Origin of the sequence: Shigella sp. FC1661 (assembly GCF_001712525.1) — a bacterium.
Lineage (GTDB): Bacteria > Pseudomonadota > Gammaproteobacteria > Enterobacterales > Enterobacteriaceae > Escherichia > Escherichia coli.
Genome location: NZ_MDGW01000596.1, coordinates 1 through 15,919, shown reverse-complemented (window position 1 = coordinate 15,919; position 15,919 = coordinate 1). Strand labels below are relative to the sequence as shown.

Here is a 15,919-nt window from a genome sequence, read left to right as displayed (position 1 = left end):
TTTACGCGTATGACAGGCTCCGGAAGACGGTTGTTGCGCACGTATTCGGTGAACGCACTATGGCGACGCTGGGGCGTCTTATGAGCTTGCTGTCACCCTTTGACGTGGTGATATGGATGACGGATGGCTGGCCACTGTATGAATCCCGCCTGAAGGGAAAGCTGCACGTAATCAGCAAGCGATATACGCAGCGAATTGAGCGGCATAACCTGAATCTGAGGCAGCACCTGGCACGGCTGGGACGGAAGTCGCTGTCGTTCTCAAAATCGGTGGAGCTGCATGACAAAGTCATCGGGCATTATCTGAACATAAAACACTATCAATAAGTTGGAGTCATTACCTGCAGGGGATATACGTCTTAGTCAGTTCCGATGCAAGCGCCCGACTGGCTCCCGGCATTATTCTTATTTGCCTCGGAATGATCTGTTACAGCATATTCTCAAAAGTCTGGCTACTGGCACTGGTATGGAGACGTACCTGTTCGTTAGCCAACAGAATACCGATGATTCCCGTCTTCACCTGCCTGTTTTGCCTTTTCCTGGCATCGTTTCTTGCGGAAATGGCGCAGACCGACATGGGATATTTTATTCCTTCGCGGGTTTTGGTCGGTTTGGGAGCGGTATGCTTTACGTTGTTCTCAATCGTTTCAATATTAGAAGCAGGTTCTGCTAAAAAATAATTGCAACGTACCGGATAAAACCAGCGTTGACCATTTGCGTAACGCTGGTTTTTCTTAGGCATCATGAAATAACGCAGCATTAATGCATAGTGGTTAAGGATAAAAAAACAACAAAGTTACTGTCTTTTTCAGCCTGTTCATATTTTATAAAGATCTGGCCACTGGGTGAGTTTTCAATCATCTTTCCTTCCACCTTATATTAAGCTTGGAGGGTTTCAGTTCACGGGCTCATTAGAAAATAATCACAAGATAGCCACTATCAAAATTAGCTCATTTTTAATGCGGCTCTAATAATTTTCATCTTTAGGTAACAGGTCAGGACGACTTCGCTGCAATCAAATCCTGCGCACAAGCCCACGCACTCGACCACGCCCACTGGAAGTTATAGCCCCCCAGCCAGCCGGTAACGTCCATCACTTCGCCGATGAAGTACAGCCCAGGCACTTTGCGCGCTTCCATCGTTCGTGAAGAGAGTTCGTTGGTGTCCACGCCGCCGAGCGTCACTTCGGCAGTGCGATAGCCTTCAGTGCCGTTGGGTTGTACGCGCCAGTCGGTCAATGTGCTAATCAGTGCCTGTTGGTCACGCACGTTGAGCTGTTTTAGCGAAACATCCGGGATTTGCCCGAGTTGCTGTAAGCGTTCAACCAACCGCTTCGGTAGATGAACCGCCAGTGTGTTTTTCAGGCTCTGATTCGGATGTGCGTTACGCTGCTCATTCAGGAAGGTTTCGAGGTCCACATCCGGTAGCAGATTGATACTGACAAATTCACCCGGTTGCCAGTAGCTGGAAATCTGCAACACCGCCGGTCCAGATAAGCCGCGGTGGGTGAAGAGTAAGTTCTCACGGAAAACGGTGCCGTTTTCAGCGGTAATCACGGAAGGCACCGCCACGCCCGCCAGCACCTGTAACTCTTCGAGCAACGGTTTATGCAGAGTGAATGGCACCAGACCCGCACGGGTCGGCAGCACGTTGAGGCCAAATTGTTCGGCAATCTTATAACCAAACGGCGATGCGCCCAGCCCCGGCATTGACAGCCCACCGGTCGCGATGACCAGCTTTTCGCAACCGACAGTCATGCCGTTCAGTTCAAGCGTGAAGCCTGTTTCATCCTTCGCCACACTCAGCACTTCGCTACGCAATCTGAAGGTTACATTGCCCTTCTCGCACTCATCCACCAGCATGTCGACAATCTGCTGCGCGGAGTCATCGCAGAAGAGTTGTCCTAACGTTTTCTCGTGCCAGGCGATGCCGTGTTTATTGACCAGATCAATGAAATCCCACTGGGTAAAACGCGCGAGTGCAGACTTACAAAAATGCGGATTCTGGCTCAGATAAGCGCCTGGTTCGACATAAAGGTTGGTAAAGTTGCAGCGCCCACCGCCAGACATAAGGATTTTGCGCCCTGGTTTTTTACCATTATCGATCAGCAGAACCCGGCGTCCTGCCTGACCTGCCAGCGCAGAACAGAACATACCCGCCGCACCAGCGCCTATAATAATGGCATCAAACCTTTCCACGTTGCGCTCCTCTTAGAAAAAACGGGCGTGAATTGTAAAGATTCCTCAGTGGTCACACCAGCATCAATATTACTAAAAGGAAGTATTTGCCTGAATTATATAAGATAATTATTTTTTGAGTGAAATCCATACAGGAGGCAAATCAAAAAAAGTCTATATTTCACTTTGCCCGCGCCGCGAAAGTCACTGATAATGCGCCGCGTTCATGTCCTCAAAATGGCGTAACGTCCTATGCTACATTTGTTTGCTGGCCTGGATTTGCATACCGGGCTGTTATTATTGCTTGCACTGGCTTTTGTGCTGTTCTACGAAGCCATCAATGGTTTCCATGACACAGCCAACGCCGTGGCAACCGTTATCTATACCCGCGCGATGCGTTCTCAGCTCGCCGTGGTTATGGCGGCGGTGTTCAACTTTTTGGGTGTTTTGCTGGGTGGTCTGAGTGTTGCCTATGCCATTGTGCATATGCTGCCGACGGATCTGCTGCTTAATATGGGATCGTCTCATGGCCTTGCCATGGTGTTCTCTATGTTGCTGGCGGCGATTATCTGGAACCTGGGTACCTGGTACTTTGGTTTACCTGCATCCAGCTCTCATACACTGATTGGCGCGATCATCGGGATTGGTTTAACCAATGCGTTGATGACCGGGACGTCAGTGGTGGATGCACTCAATATCCCGAAAGTATTAAGTATTTTCGGTTCTCTGATCGTTTCCCCTATTGTCGGCCTGGTGTTTGCTGGCGGTCTGATTTTCTTGCTGCGTCGCTACTGGAGCGGCACCAAGAAACGCGCCCGTATCCACCTGACCCCAGCGGAGCGTGAAAAGAAAGACGGCAAGAAAAAGCCGCCGTTCTGGACGCGTATTGCGCTGATCCTTTCCGCTATCGGCGTGGCGTTTTCGCACGGCGCGAACGATGGTCAGAAAGGCATTGGTCTGGTTATGTTGGTATTGATTGGTGTCGCACCTGCAGGCTTCGTGGTGAATATGAATGCCACTGGCTACGAAATCACCCGTACCCGTGATGCCATCAACAACGTCGAAGCTTACTTTGAGCAGCATCCTGCGCTGCTGAAACAGGCTACCGGTGCTGATCAGTTAGTACCGGCTCCGGAAGCTGGCGCAACGCAACCCGCGGAGTTCCATTGCCATCCGTCGAATACCATTAACGCGCTCAACCGCCTGAAAGGTATGTTAACTACCGATGTGGAAAGCTACGACAAGCTGTCGCTTGATCAACGTAGCCAGATGCGCCGCATTATGCTGTGCGTTTCTGACACTATCGACAAAGTAGTGAAGATACCTGGCGTGAGTGCTGACGATCAGCGCCTGTTGAAGAAACTGAAGTCCGACATGCTTAGCACCATCGAGTATGCACCGGTGTGGATCATCATGGCGGTCGCGCTGGCGTTAGGTATCGGTACGATGATTGGCTGGCGTCGTGTGGCAACGACTATCGGTGAGAAAATCGGTAAGAAAGGCATGACCTACGCTCAGGGGATGTCTGCCCAGATGACGGCGGCAGTGTCTATCGGCCTGGCGAGTTATACCGGGATGCCGGTTTCCACTACTCACGTACTCTCCTCTTCTGTCGCGGGGACGATGGTGGTAGATGGTGGCGGCTTACAGCGTAAAACCGTGACCAGCATTCTGATGGCCTGGGTGTTTACCCTTCCGGCTGCGGTACTGCTTTCCGGCGGGCTGTACTGGCTCTCCTTGCAGTTCCTGTAATCGTACGCACCAAAACGAGCGGGTCAGCTGGCCCGCTTCAGATTGTGACATAGTGCGCTTTGTTCATGCCGGATGCGGCGTGAACGCCTTATCCGGCCTACAAAAACATGCAAATTCAATAGATTGCAGAGATTATGCAGGCCTGATAAGCGTAGCGCATCAGGCAATTTGCGTTTGTAATCAGTCTCGAGCGGGGCAGTTTACTGGCCCGCTTTTTTTATGCGTTATTATTGCTGAAGTGCTTAATGCCAAATCATCAATGCAATCAGGCTGACCACCACCAGACCACACAATGCGCTAGTCAGAATAAACTGCCGACGCACCCGCTCACAGCGGCGAATAAACTCATCATCGTGATGATCGCGATAACGTTGGGCATAGATATACCAAACGAGACGCACCTGTTTGTTTGGTTGGCCATGTGAGGTAAAAAAGCCCCCTCCATCAACATATTGATAGAGCAATGGATCGCAGTTACGCAGTACCACTAACAACGCGCGTAGTGATGAGAAATAGCGCGCCATGTTAACAATGCAAACGACACATAAAGCCCAAAATAATGCGACGGTGCTTATCATACCTCCTCCCCGGCGACCTGCCCGCGGAGTTCCACCCGGGGCTACCGCTCCCGATACGCTGCCAATCAGTTAACACCAGGTCCTGGAGAAACCGCTTTTGTGGTGACCAACATCCGAGCGGCTCTATAGATAGTGTAGGAGATCAGGTTGTTTTTTTTCCAGAAGGTTAACCACTATCAATATATTCATGTCGAAAATTTGTTTATCTAACGGGTAAGCAAGGCGGATTGACGGATCATCCGGGTCGCTATAAGGTAAGGATGGTCTTAACACTGAATCTTTACGGCTGGGTTAGCCCCGCGCACGTAGTTCGCAGGACGCGGGTGACGTAACGGCACAAGAAACGCTAGCTGGCCAGTCATCGACAACTTTATGGAAGGAGTAACACTATGGCTTATAAACACATTCTCATCGCGGTCGATCTCTCCCCGGAAAGCAAAGTTCTGGTAGAGAAAGCAGTCTCTATGGCTCGCCCCTACAATGCGAAAGTTTCTCTGATCCACGTAGATGTAAACTACTCTGACCTATACACCGGGCTTATTGATGTGAATCTGGGTGATATGCAGAAACGCATCTCTGAAGAGACACATCATGCGCTGACCGAGCTTTCCACTAATGCAGGCTACCCAATCACTGAAACCCTGAGCGGCAGCGGCGACCTGGGCCAGGTTCTGGTCGATGCAATCAAGAAATACGATATGGATCTGGTGGTTTGTGGTCACCACCAGGACTTCTGGAGCAAACTGATGTCTTCCGCACGTCAGCTGATCAACACCGTTCACGTTGATATGCTGATTGTTCCGCTGCGCGACGAAGAAGAATAATCTTCCCTCCACGACGTGTTCCTGAACGCCCGCATATGCGGGCGTTTTGCTTTTGGCGCGCTTGTTACCTGATGCAGCGTAAACCCCTTATCTGGCCTACGATCTGCGTACGCAATCAAAATCTCCTGCCAATACAACATTTAACACCATCATATTTTCCATCATTAGTGTGATTAGCTGGTTATTTTCTGTTGTAATAGTGTATTAATCTATTCACCGCATCAATATTAAGAATCTCTGACAGATGTAAACTTTTTCGCGCGTTATCCCTTACGCGTTCATACTTTTCAGGATGGTATTGGAAGGTTAATAAATATGAATACAACAACACCCATGGGGATGCTGCAGCAACCTCGCCCATTTTTCATGATCTTTTTTGTCGAGTTATGGGAGCGATTCGGCTACTACGGCGTGCAGGGCGTACTGGCGGTTTTCTTCGTTAAACAGCTTGGATTCTCGCAAGAGCAGGCTTTTGTCACTTTTGGTGCTTTTGCTGCGCTGGTCTATGGCCTCATTTCCATTGGCGGCTATGTCGGCGACCACCTGCTGGGGACCAAACGCACCATTGTTCTCGGAGCACTTGTGCTGGCGATTGGCTACTTCATGACCGGCATGTCGCTACTTAAGCCTGACCTGATTTTCATCGCCCTGGGGACTATCGCTGTCGGTAACGGCCTGTTTAAAGCTAACCCAGCCAGCTTGCTTTCGAAGTGCTATCCGCCGAAAGATCCGCGGCTTGATGGCGCATTCACCCTGTTCTATATGTCGATCAATATCGGCTCGTTGATAGCGTTATCGCTGGCCCCTGTGATCGCTGATAGATTCGGTTATTCAGTCACCTACAACCTGTGCGGGGCGGGGTTAATTATCGCATTACTGGTTTACATCGCCTGTCGTGGAATGGTGAAAGACATTGGTTCTGAACCCGACTTCAAGCCGATGAGCTTCAGCAAACTGTTGTACGTATTACTTGGCAGCGTGGTGATGATCTTCGTATGTGCATGGCTGATGCACAACGTAGAAGTCGCCAATCTGGTGCTGATTGTTCTCTCCATCGTCGTCACCATCATCTTCTTTCGTCAGGCATTCAAGCTGGATAAAACCGGGCGCAATAAAATGTTTGTCGCCTTTGTCCTGATGCTCGAAGCGGTGGTGTTTTACATTCTCTACGCCCAGATGCCAACATCGCTGAACTTCTTTGCCATCAACAACGTGCATCATGAAATTCTCGGTTTTTCCATCAACCCGGTCAGCTTCCAGGCGCTTAACCCGTTCTGGGTGGTACTCGCCAGCCCAATACTGGCAGACATTTACACGCATCTGGGTAACAAAGGCAAAGACCTCTCGATGCCGATGAAATTTACTCTCGGCATGTTTATGTGCTCACTGGGCTTTTTGACGGCGGCAGCTGCGGGAATGTGGTTTGCGGATGCACAAGGGCTGACATCGCCATGGTTTATCGTGCTGGTGTACTTATTCCAGAGCTTAGGTGAACTGTTTATTAGCGCCCTTGGCCTGGCGATGATTGCTGCCCTGGTGCCGCAGCATTTGATGGGCTTTATTCTCGGGATGTGGTTCCTGACGCAGGCTGCCGCGTTCTTGCTGGGCGGCTATGTGGCAACATTTACCGCGGTGCCGGACAACATTACCGATCCGCTTGAGACGTTGCCCGTCTATACCAACGTGTTTGGTAAGATTGGTCTGGTCACGCTGGGCGTTGCAGTAGTGATGCTGTTGATGGTGCCGTGGCTGAAACGCATGATTGCGACGCCGGAAAGCCATTAATTATTCTTGCAGAAAGCAGGGTAGCGTTATCGCTACCCTGCTTTACTTTTACACGGGCGTACCTGCATAGATATCAAAGCGATGCCCTTTAGTCACAACCGCGTTTGGCGTGGTGACATTCGCTAGCGGTGGCGCGTAGTCCGGGCGCTTTACCACCACGCGTTTGGTCGCCAGCAAGCGTGCAGGCTCCAGTAATCCATCGGCATCAAGATCCGGTCCCACCAGCGACTGAAAGACACGCATCTCTTTTTTCACTAGCGCGCTTTTCTGCTTATGCGGGAACATCGGATCGAGATAGACCACCTGCGGGCGTGGGGTAATATCGGTTAGCGCCGTCAGGCTGGAGGCGTGAATTAACTGCAACCGCTCCTGCAACCAGCCGCCGATTTCCGCATCCGCATAACCACGCGCCAGGCCGTCGTCGAGTAGCGCGGCAACCACTGGATTACGCTCCAGCATCCGCACGCGGCAGCCGACTGAAGCCAGTACAAAGGCATCGCGCCCCAGCCCTGCGGTGGCGTCCACCACATCCGGCAAATAATCGCCTTTAATGCCCACCGCTTTCGCCACCGCCTCACCGCGACCACCGCCGAATTTGCGTCGGTGCGCCATCGCTCCGCCAACAAAATCAACAAAGATGCCGCCAAGTTTTGGCTCATCACGCTTGCGCAATTCCAGATGTTCCGGCGTTAACACCAGCGCCATCAGGTTGTCTTCATCGTGCTCCAGCCCCCAGCGGGCCGCCAGAACAGATAAGGCGCCGTCTCCGGCGCCTGTTTCATCAATTAAGCAGATTTTCACTGAATGATCAGCCCTTAATGCCGTAATGCTCCAGCATCGCATCCAGCTGCGGTTCACGACCACGGAAGCGTTTGAACAGATCCATCGGCTCTTCTGAACCGCCACGGCTCAGAATGTTGTCGAGGAACGACTGCCCGGTTTCACGGTTGAAAATGCCCTCTTCCTCAAAGCGCGAGAAGGCATCTGCCGCCAGTACGTCAGCCCACAGGTAGCTGTAGTAACCTGCGGCATAACCACCGGCGAAAATATGGCTGAAAGCGTGCGGGAAACGGCCCCAGGATGGAGACGGTACTACGGCAACCAGTTTCTTGATTTCTGCCAGAGTTTCGAGGATTTTCGCACCCTGATCCGGGCGGAACTCGGCATGGAGGCGGAAATCGAACAGGCCGAACTCCAGCTGGCGCAGAATAAACAGCGCCGCCTGGTAGTTCTTCGCCGCCAGCATTTTATCCAGCAACTCTTTCGGCAGCGGTTCGCCGGTTTCATAGTGACCAGAGATAAACGCCAGCGCCTCCGGCTCCCAGCACCAGTTTTCCATAAACTGACTCGGCAGTTCGACCGCATCCCACGGCACACCGCTGATACCGGAAACACCAGCGGTTTCGATGCGGGTCAGCATATGGTGCAGGCCGTGACCGAACTCGTGGAACAGGGTGATCACTTCGTCGTGAGTGAACAGCGCCGGTTTACCATTTACCGGGCGGTTGAAGTTACAAGTCAAATACGCGACCGGTTTTTGCAGAGAACCGTCAGCTTTACGCATCTGGCCTACGCAGTCATCCATCCACGCCCCGCCGCGCTTGTTTTCACGGGCATACAGATCGAGGTAGAAGCTGCCGCGCAGTTCGTTGTTCTCGTCATACAGTTCGAAGAAACGTACATCCGGATGCCAGACATCAACATCTTTACGCTCTTTAGCGGTGATGCCGTAAATACGTTTCACCACTTCAAACAGGCCGTTAACCGCTTTGTTTTCCGGGAAGTACGGACGCAGCTGTTCGTCACTGATGCTGTAGAGGTGCTGTTTTTGTTTTTCGCTGTAGTACGCGATATCCCACGGCTGCAACTCATCGACGCCAAATTCCGCTTTGGCGAAGGCGCGCAGTTGTGCCAGCTCTTTTTCGCCTTGCGGACGCGCGCGTTTTGCCAGATCGGTTAAGAAATCCAGCACCTGCTGCGGGTTTTCTGCCATTTTAGTGGCAAGGGATTTAAAGGCGTAGTTTTCAAAGCCCAGCAGTTGCGCCAGTTCGTGACGCAGAGCGAGGATCTCTTCCATCACCTTGCTGTTATCCCATTTACCGGCGTTCGGGCCTTGATCGGAGGCGCGGGTGCTGTAAGCGCGATACATCTCTTCACGCAAGGCCTGGTTGTCGCAGTAGGTCATTACCGGCAGGTAGCTTGGGATATCCAGCGTCAGCAGGTAGCCTTCCAGCTCTTTCGCTTCGGCCTGGGCTTTTGCCGCAGCCAGCGCGCTTTCAGGCATCCCCGCCAGCTCCGCTTCGTCGGTAACGAGTTTGGTCCAGCCCATTGTCGCATCGAGGACGTTGTTGCTGTACTGGTTGCCCAGTTCAGAAAGACGGGTCGCAATTTCGCCGTAACGCTGCTGTTTCTCTTTCGGCAGACCTATGCCAGAGAGTTCAAAATCACGCAGGGCGTTATCAACCGCTTTCTTCTGCGCCGTGTTCAGCGTGGCGTAATGATCGCCATCGCGCAGGTCGCGGTACGCTTTATACAGCCCTTCATGTTGCCCTACCCAGGTGCTGTATTCCGACAGCAGCGGCAGGGTTTGCTCGTAGGCTTCACGCAGTTCCGGGCTATTTTTCACCGAGTTCAGGTGGCTGACCGGGGAGAAGATACGCCCCAACACATCGTCCACTTCCGCCAACGGCTGGCAGAGATTTTCCCAGGTGTACGGTGCCCCTTGCGCTACTACGCGCTCCACATTTTCGCGGCAATCGTTCAGCGCCTGAGTCACGGCTGGAACGACATGTTCCGGGAGAATTTTAGAAAACGGAGGCAATTCAAAGGGAGTCAGTAACGGATTCGTCATTCGCGCAGTCCTGGTTAAAGAGGTTAAGGAAGCGCTCAACAGGCGCTTTACATAATGTGTGTAGCATGGGGTTAAGTGTAGTGAATTTCAATGAGAAACGTTACGCTTTCGCGGCGGCGGCCTCTTTTCGGTATACTGTCCTGATACGCTTTTGTGCGCCCCGAATACGGGCCGATTTTTACTTACCGGAACACCTTTACCCATGCTCAGTTATCGCCACAGCTTTCACGCTGGCAACCACGCCGACGTCCTTAAACATACCGTTCAGAGCCTGATCATCGAGTCGCTGAAAGAGAAAGATAAACCGTTTCTCTATCTCGACACCCACGCAGGGGCCGGGCGTTATCAGTTAGGCAGCGAACATGCCGAGCGTACCGGCGAATATCTCGAAGGCATCGCCCGTATCTGGCAGCAGGACGATTTGCCCGCAGAACTGGAGGCGTACATCAATGTGGTAAAACACTTCAACCGTAGCGGTCAGTTGCGTTACTACCCCGGTTCGCCATTGATTGCTCGCCAGCTACTGCGCGAACAAGACAGCCTGCAACTGACCGAACTGCACCCGAGCGATTACCCGTTGCTGCGTTCTGAATTTCAGAAAGACAGCCGTGCGCGCGTCGAAAAAGCCGATGGTTTCCAGCAGCTTAAGGCCAAACTGCCGCCGGTTTCCCGCCGTGGTTTAATCCTTATCGACCCGCCGTATGAAATGAAAACCGACTATCAGGCGGTGGTCAGCGGGATAGCAGAAGGTTACAAACGTTTCGCCACTGGTACTTACGCACTGTGGTATCCGGTGGTGCTGCGTCAGCAAATTAAGCGCATGCTCCACGATCTGGAAGCGACCGGTATTCGCAAAATTCTGCAAATTGAACTGGCGGTACTGCCAGACAGCGATCGCCGTGGCATGACCGCTTCCGGCATGATTGTGATTAACCCGCCGTGGAAACTGGAACAGCAGATGAATAACGTGCTGCCGTGGCTGCACAGCAAACTGGTTCCGGCAGGCACCGGGCACGCCACCGTAAGCTGGATCGTGCCGGAGTAATTGCAGCCATTGCTGGCACCTATTACGTCTCGCGCTACAATCGCGGTAATCAACGATAAGGACACTCTGTCATGACTAAACACTATGATTACATCGCCATCGGCGGCGGCAGCGGCGGTATAGCCTCCATCAACCGCGCGGCTATGTACGGCCAGAAATGCGCACTGATTGAAGCCAAAGAGCTGGGCGGCACCTGCGTGAACGTCGGCTGCGTGCCGAAAAAAGTGATGTGGCACGCGGCGCAAATCCGTGAAGCGATCCATATGTACGGCCCTGATTATGGTTTCGATACCACCATCAACAAGTTCAACTGGGAAACGTTGATCGCCAGCCGTACCGCCTATATCGACCGTATTCATACTTCCTATGAAAACGTGCTCGGTAAAAATAACGTTGATGTAATCAAAGGCTTTGCCCGCTTCGTTGATGCCAAAATGCTGGAGGTAAACGGCGAAACCATCACGGCCGATCATATTCTGATCGCCACAGGCGGTCGTCCGAGCCACCCGGATATTCCGGGCGTGGAATACGGTATTGATTCTGATGGCTTCTTCGCCCTTCCTGCTTTGCCAGAGCGCGTGGCGGTTGTTGGCGCGGGTTACATCGCCGTTGAGCTGGCGGGCGTGATTAACGGCCTCGGCGCGAAAACGCATCTGTTTGTGCGTAAACATGCGCCGCTGCGCAGCTTCGACCCGATGATTTCCGAAACGCTGGTCGAAGTGATGAACGCCGAAGGCCCGCAGCTGCACACCAACGCCATCCCGAAAGCGGTAGTGAAAAATGCCGATGGTAGCCTGACGCTGGAGCTGGAAGATGGTCGCAGTGAAACGGTGGATTGCCTGATTTGGGCGATTGGTCGCGAGCCTGCCAATGACAACATCAACCTCGAAGCCGCTGGCGTTAAAACCAACGAAAAAGGCTATATCGTCGTCGATAAATATCAAAACACCAACATTGAAGGTATTTACGCGGTGGGCGATAACACGGGTGCAGTGGAGCTGACACCGGTGGCAGTTGCAGCGGGTCGCCGTCTCTCTGAACGCCTGTTTAATAACAAGCCGGATGAGCATCTGGATTACAGCAACATTCCGACCGTGGTCTTCAGCCATCCGCCGATTGGTACTGTTGGTTTAACGGAACCGCAGGCGCGCGAGCAGTATGGCGACGATCAGGTGAAAGTGTATAAATCCTCTTTCACCGCGATGTATACCGCCGTCACCACTCACCGCCAGCCGTGCCGCATGAAGCTGGTGTGCGTTGGATCGGAAGAGAAGATTGTCGGTATTCACGGCATTGGCTTTGGTATGGACGAAATGTTGCAGGGCTTCGCGGTGGCGCTGAAGATGGGGGCAACCAAAAAAGACTTCGACAATACCGTCGCCATTCACCCAACGGCGGCAGAAGAGTTCGTGACAATGCGTTAAATGTTAAAGGGCTAAGAGTAGTGTGCTCTTAGCCCTTAATTACGTTTCCGCTATCAGTTCAGAAGCTGAAGCAGAAAGCGGATCAGTTCCAGCAGCGCAATTAACGCCCCTAGAACGATGATTGCTTTATCAATCACCCGTTTTCTCCATGCGATGGAGTGAGAATGCATCCGCTTACTCATCCACTGCCTGTCACGGCGCATGTCTCATTGTTAGATAAGAACTCTCTCACTCCGGCCAGAGCATCAGTTAACGGCACCACCCGTACTTCTGACCAGGACTTTGAAAGCGTTTATGCGCATTGCCAGAGTGAAAATGCCTCAGAGCTAACTGGATAATCATACAGTACATGCAGGTTATAAAACCAGCACGTCCTTGCAATAGTTTCAGTATGGTATTAGCATTGATGCGTTAGATGATGGCTATCTCACTCCAGTCAGAGCCACCAACTCAGGGCTGGAAAGTAAAAAACCGACGCAAAGTCGGTTTTTTTACATCCGGATTCGGACAAGGCTTAATATGACGATGACCCAGTGAAAGTATATAAATCGTCACTGCGATATATACCGAAGTGCTCCCTCCGCCAGCTGAAGAAATCGCTAATTCTTGCAATGTTAGCCACTGGCTAATAGTATTGAGCTGTTAGATAAGAACTCTCTCACTCCAGCCAGAGCCACCAACTCAGGGCTGGAAAGTAAAAAACCGACGCAAAGTCGGTTTTTTTACGTCCTGATTCAGACCTCCTTTCAAATGAATAGCCAACTCAAAATTCACACCTATTACCTTCCTCTGCACTTACACATTCGTTAAATCATATATGTTTTTGACTTATCCGCTTCGAAGAGAGACACTACCTGCAACAATCAGGAGCGCAATATGTCATTTCTGTTACCCATCCAATTGTTCAAAATTCTTGCTGATGAAACCCGTCTGGGCATCGTTTTACTGCTCAGCGAACTGGGAGAGTTATGCGTCTGCGATCTCTGCACTGCTCTCGACCAGTCGCAGCCCAAGATCTCCCGCCACCTGGCATTGCTGCGTGAAAGCGGGCTATTGCTGGACCGCAAGCAAGGTAAATGGGTTCATTACCGCTTATCGCCGCATATTCCAGCATGGGCGGCGAAAATAATTGATGAAGCCTGGCGATGTGAACAGGAAAAGATTCAGGCAATTGTCCGCAACCTGGCTCGACAAAACTGTTCCGCAGACAGTAAGAACATTTACAGTTAAAAAATTTAGCTAAACACATATGTATTTTCGCATGTGTTTTATCCAGGAGGCATTATGTTACTGGCAGGCGCTATCTTTGTCCTGACCATTGTATTGGTTATCTGGCAGCCGAAAGGTTTAGGCATCGGCTGGAGTGCAACGCTCGGCGCAGTACTGGCGTTAGTTACGGGCGTGGTCCATCCGGGTGATATTCCGGTGGTGTGGAATATCGTCTGGAACGCGACGGCTGCGTTTATTGCCGTCATTATCATCAGCCTGCTGCTGGATGAGTCCGGCTTTTTTGAATGGGCGGCGCTGCACGTCTCACGCTGGGGTAATGGTCGTGGTCGCTTGCTGTTTACCTGGATTGTCCTGCTCGGTGCTGCCGTTGCCGCCCTGTTTGCCAATGATGGCGCAGCGCTTATTTTGACGCCGATTGTCATCGCCATGCTGCTGGCTTTAGGATTCAGTAAAGGCACGACGCTGGCGTTCGTGATGGCGGCCGGATTCATTGCCGATACCGCCAGCCTCCCGCTTATTGTCTCCAACTTGGTGAATATCGTTTCCGCTGATTTCTTTGGCCTCGGCTTTCGCGAATACGCCTCGGTGATGGTGCCGGTGGATATCGCCGCGATTGTTGCCACGCTGGTGATGCTACATCTCTATTTTCGCAAAGATATTCCGCAGAACTACGATATGGCGCTGCTGAAATCTCCCGCAGAAGCGATCAAAGATCCTGCTACGTTCAAAACTGGCTGGGTTGTTTTACTGCTTCTGCTGGTGGGATTTTTCGTCCTGGAACCGCTCGGCATTCCGGTGAGCGCCATTGCAGCTGTGGGCGCGCTGATATTATTTGTCGTCGCTAAACGCGGTCATGCGATTAATACGGGTAAAGTCCTGCGCGGTGCCCCCTGGCAAATTGTCATCTTCTCGCTCGGCATGTATCTGGTGGTTTATGGCCTGCGCAATGCCGGATTAACGGAATATCTTTCTGGCGTACTCAACGTGCTGGCGGATAACGGCCTGTGGGCCGCGATGCTCGGCACCGGATTCCTCACAGCCTTCCTCTCTTCTATTATGAACAATATGCCGACGGTACTGGTTGGCGCGTTGTCCATTGATGGCAGCACGGCATCTGGCGTTATCAAAGAAGCGATGGTTTATGCCAATGTGATTGGCTGCGATTTGGGACCGAAAATTACCCCAATTGGTAGCCTGGCTACACTACTCTGGCTGCACGTACTTTCACAGAAGAATATGACTATCAGCTGGGGATATTACTTCCGTACAGGGATTATCATGACCCTGCCTGTGCTGTTTGTGACGCTGGCTGCGCTGGCGCTACGTCTCTCTTTCACTTTGTAATGAGATACTGATATGAGCAACATTACCATTTATCACAACCCGGCCTGCGGCACGTCGCGTAATACGCTGGAGATGATCCGCAACAGCGGCACAGAACCGACCATTATCCATTATCTGGAAACTCCGCCAACGCGCGATGAACTGGTCAAACTCATTGCCGATATGGGGATTTCCGTACGCGCGCTGCTGCGTAAAAACGTCGAACCGTATGAGGAGCTGGGCCTTGCGGAAGATAAATTTACTGACGATCGGTTAATCGACTTTATGCTTCAGCACCCGATTCTGATTAATCGCCCGATTGTGGTGACGCCGCTGGGAACTCGCCTGTGCCGCCCTTCAGAAGTGGTGCTGGAAATTCTGCCAGATGCGCAAAAAGGCGCATTCTCCAAGGAAGATGGCGAGAAAGTGGTTGATGAAGCGGGTAAGCGCCTGAAATAAAGCGGCGATATCCACTGCCGATAGTTGGTAAAGTGCGCTTTGTTTATGTCGGATGCGACGCTAACGCGTCTTATCCGGCCTACAAAACCGTGCAAATTCAATATATGGCATGAAATATGTAGAGCGTAGCGGGTAATGACTCCAACTTATTGATAGTGTTTTATGTTCAGATAATGCCCGATGACTTTGTCATGCAGCTCCACCGATTTTGAGAACGACAGCGACTTCCGTCCCAGCCGTGCCAGGTGCTGCCTCAGATTCAGGTTATGCCGCTCAATTCGCTGCGTATATCGCTTGCTGATTACGTGCAGCTTTCCCTTCAGGCGGGATTCATACAGTGGCCAGCCATCCGTCATCCATATCACCACGTCAAAGGGTGACAGCAAGCTCATAAGACGCCCCAGCGTCGCCATAGTGCGTTCACCGAATACGTGCGCAACAACCGTCTTCCGGAGCCTGTCATACGCGTAAA

The 15,919-nt window shown here is 51.9% G+C and carries 14 protein-coding genes and 3 pseudogenes; 10 read left to right on the top strand and 7 right to left on the bottom strand.

Features of this window, described 5'->3' with window-relative positions; all coding sequences use genetic code 11:
- Positions 1–326 (top strand): annotated as a pseudogene (locus tag BFF42_RS25185) (IS1-like element IS1B family transposase); the annotation flags it as partial.
- A gap of 14 nt (positions 327–340) precedes the next feature.
- Positions 341–679 (top strand): annotated as a pseudogene (locus tag BFF42_RS25180) (DUF2776 family protein); the annotation flags it as partial.
- Between the two features lie 315 nt (positions 680–994).
- Here the strand turns inward: BFF42_RS25180 and BFF42_RS25175 are convergent.
- A complete protein-coding gene (locus BFF42_RS25175; protein WP_000439186.1) occupies positions 995–2,197 on the bottom strand; it encodes a BaiN/RdsA family NAD(P)/FAD-dependent oxidoreductase in 1,203 nt (400 codons plus the stop codon).
- Between the two features lie 231 nt (positions 2,198–2,428).
- Between BFF42_RS25175 and pitA the strand changes: the two genes are divergently transcribed.
- Positions 2,429–3,928, top strand: a complete 1,500-nt coding sequence (gene pitA / locus BFF42_RS25170; protein WP_000902777.1) for an inorganic phosphate transporter PitA — start codon at positions 2,429–2,431, stop codon at positions 3,926–3,928.
- A gap of 242 nt (positions 3,929–4,170) precedes the next feature.
- Here the strand turns inward: pitA and uspB are convergent, their stop codons facing one another.
- Positions 4,171–4,506 (bottom strand): universal stress protein UspB, encoded by a 336-nt coding sequence (gene uspB, locus BFF42_RS25165; protein WP_000626187.1) that lies wholly within the window; start codon positions 4,504–4,506, stop codon positions 4,171–4,173.
- A 389-nt stretch (positions 4,507–4,895) separates the two neighbouring features.
- Here uspB and uspA point away from each other — a divergent pair, with 389 nt between their 5' ends.
- A complete protein-coding gene (gene uspA, locus BFF42_RS25160) occupies positions 4,896–5,330 on the top strand; it encodes a universal stress protein UspA (RefSeq protein WP_000323571.1) in 435 nt (144 codons plus the stop codon).
- Between the two features lie 96 nt (positions 5,331–5,426).
- Here uspA and BFF42_RS27435 read toward each other — a convergent pair whose 3' ends face one another.
- Positions 5,427–5,480, bottom strand: coding sequence for a hypothetical protein (locus BFF42_RS27435; protein WP_212591402.1), 54 nt, complete (start codon positions 5,478–5,480; stop codon positions 5,427–5,429).
- Positions 5,481–5,645: 165 nt separating this feature from the next.
- On the opposite strand from BFF42_RS27435, the gene dtpB reads away from it, so the two are divergent.
- Positions 5,646–7,115 (top strand): dipeptide/tripeptide permease DtpB, encoded by a 1,470-nt coding sequence (gene dtpB, locus BFF42_RS25150; protein ID WP_001098644.1) that lies wholly within the window; start codon positions 5,646–5,648, stop codon positions 7,113–7,115.
- Between the two features lie 48 nt (positions 7,116–7,163).
- On the opposite strand, the gene rsmJ is transcribed toward dtpB, so the two are convergent.
- Positions 7,164–7,916: a 16S rRNA (guanine(1516)-N(2))-methyltransferase RsmJ gene (rsmJ, locus tag BFF42_RS25145; protein ID WP_000686609.1), complete on the bottom strand. Its 753-nt coding sequence runs from the start codon at positions 7,914–7,916 to the stop codon at positions 7,164–7,166.
- 7 nt (positions 7,917–7,923) lie between these two features.
- Positions 7,924–9,966, bottom strand: coding sequence for an oligopeptidase A (prlC, locus tag BFF42_RS25140; protein WP_001308122.1), 2,043 nt, complete (start codon positions 9,964–9,966; stop codon positions 7,924–7,926).
- Positions 9,967–10,168: 202 nt separating this feature from the next.
- Between prlC and rlmJ the strand changes: the two genes are divergently transcribed.
- The gene (rlmJ, locus tag BFF42_RS25135; RefSeq protein ID WP_012421448.1) at positions 10,169–11,011 is read left to right on the top strand and encodes a 23S rRNA (adenine(2030)-N(6))-methyltransferase; all 843 of its coding nucleotides are present in this window, start codon (positions 10,169–10,171) and stop codon (positions 11,009–11,011) included.
- Between the two features lie 71 nt (positions 11,012–11,082).
- Positions 11,083–12,435, top strand: a complete 1,353-nt coding sequence (gene gorA, locus BFF42_RS25130; protein WP_000160789.1) for a glutathione-disulfide reductase — start codon at positions 11,083–11,085, stop codon at positions 12,433–12,435.
- 53 nt (positions 12,436–12,488) lie between these two features.
- Here the strand turns inward: gorA and dinQ are convergent, their stop codons facing one another.
- Positions 12,489–12,572, bottom strand: a complete 84-nt coding sequence (dinQ, locus tag BFF42_RS25125) for a damage-inducible type I toxin DinQ (protein ID WP_001295215.1) — start codon at positions 12,570–12,572, stop codon at positions 12,489–12,491.
- Between the two features lie 739 nt (positions 12,573–13,311).
- On the opposite strand from dinQ, the gene arsR reads away from it, so the two are divergent.
- The 3 genes from arsR to arsC are packed head-to-tail and all read left to right on the top strand — an operon-like array spanning position 13,312 to position 15,447.
- Positions 13,312–13,665: an As(III)-sensing metalloregulatory transcriptional repressor ArsR gene (arsR, locus tag BFF42_RS25120; RefSeq protein WP_000008954.1), complete on the top strand. Its 354-nt coding sequence runs from the start codon at positions 13,312–13,314 to the stop codon at positions 13,663–13,665.
- Positions 13,666–13,719: 54 nt separating this feature from the next.
- Positions 13,720–15,009 carry an arsenite/antimonite:H(+) antiporter ArsB gene (gene arsB / locus BFF42_RS25115; RefSeq protein ID WP_012421656.1) on the top strand — a complete coding sequence of 430 codons (1,290 nt, stop codon included), beginning with the start codon at positions 13,720–13,722 and terminating at the stop codon, positions 15,007–15,009.
- Between the two features lie 12 nt (positions 15,010–15,021).
- Positions 15,022–15,447, top strand: a complete 426-nt coding sequence (gene arsC / locus BFF42_RS25110) for a glutaredoxin-dependent arsenate reductase (protein WP_000065769.1) — start codon at positions 15,022–15,024, stop codon at positions 15,445–15,447.
- A gap of 146 nt (positions 15,448–15,593) precedes the next feature.
- Here arsC and BFF42_RS25105 read toward each other — a convergent pair.
- Positions 15,594–15,919: pseudogene (locus tag BFF42_RS25105) on the bottom strand (IS1-like element IS1B family transposase); the annotation flags it as partial.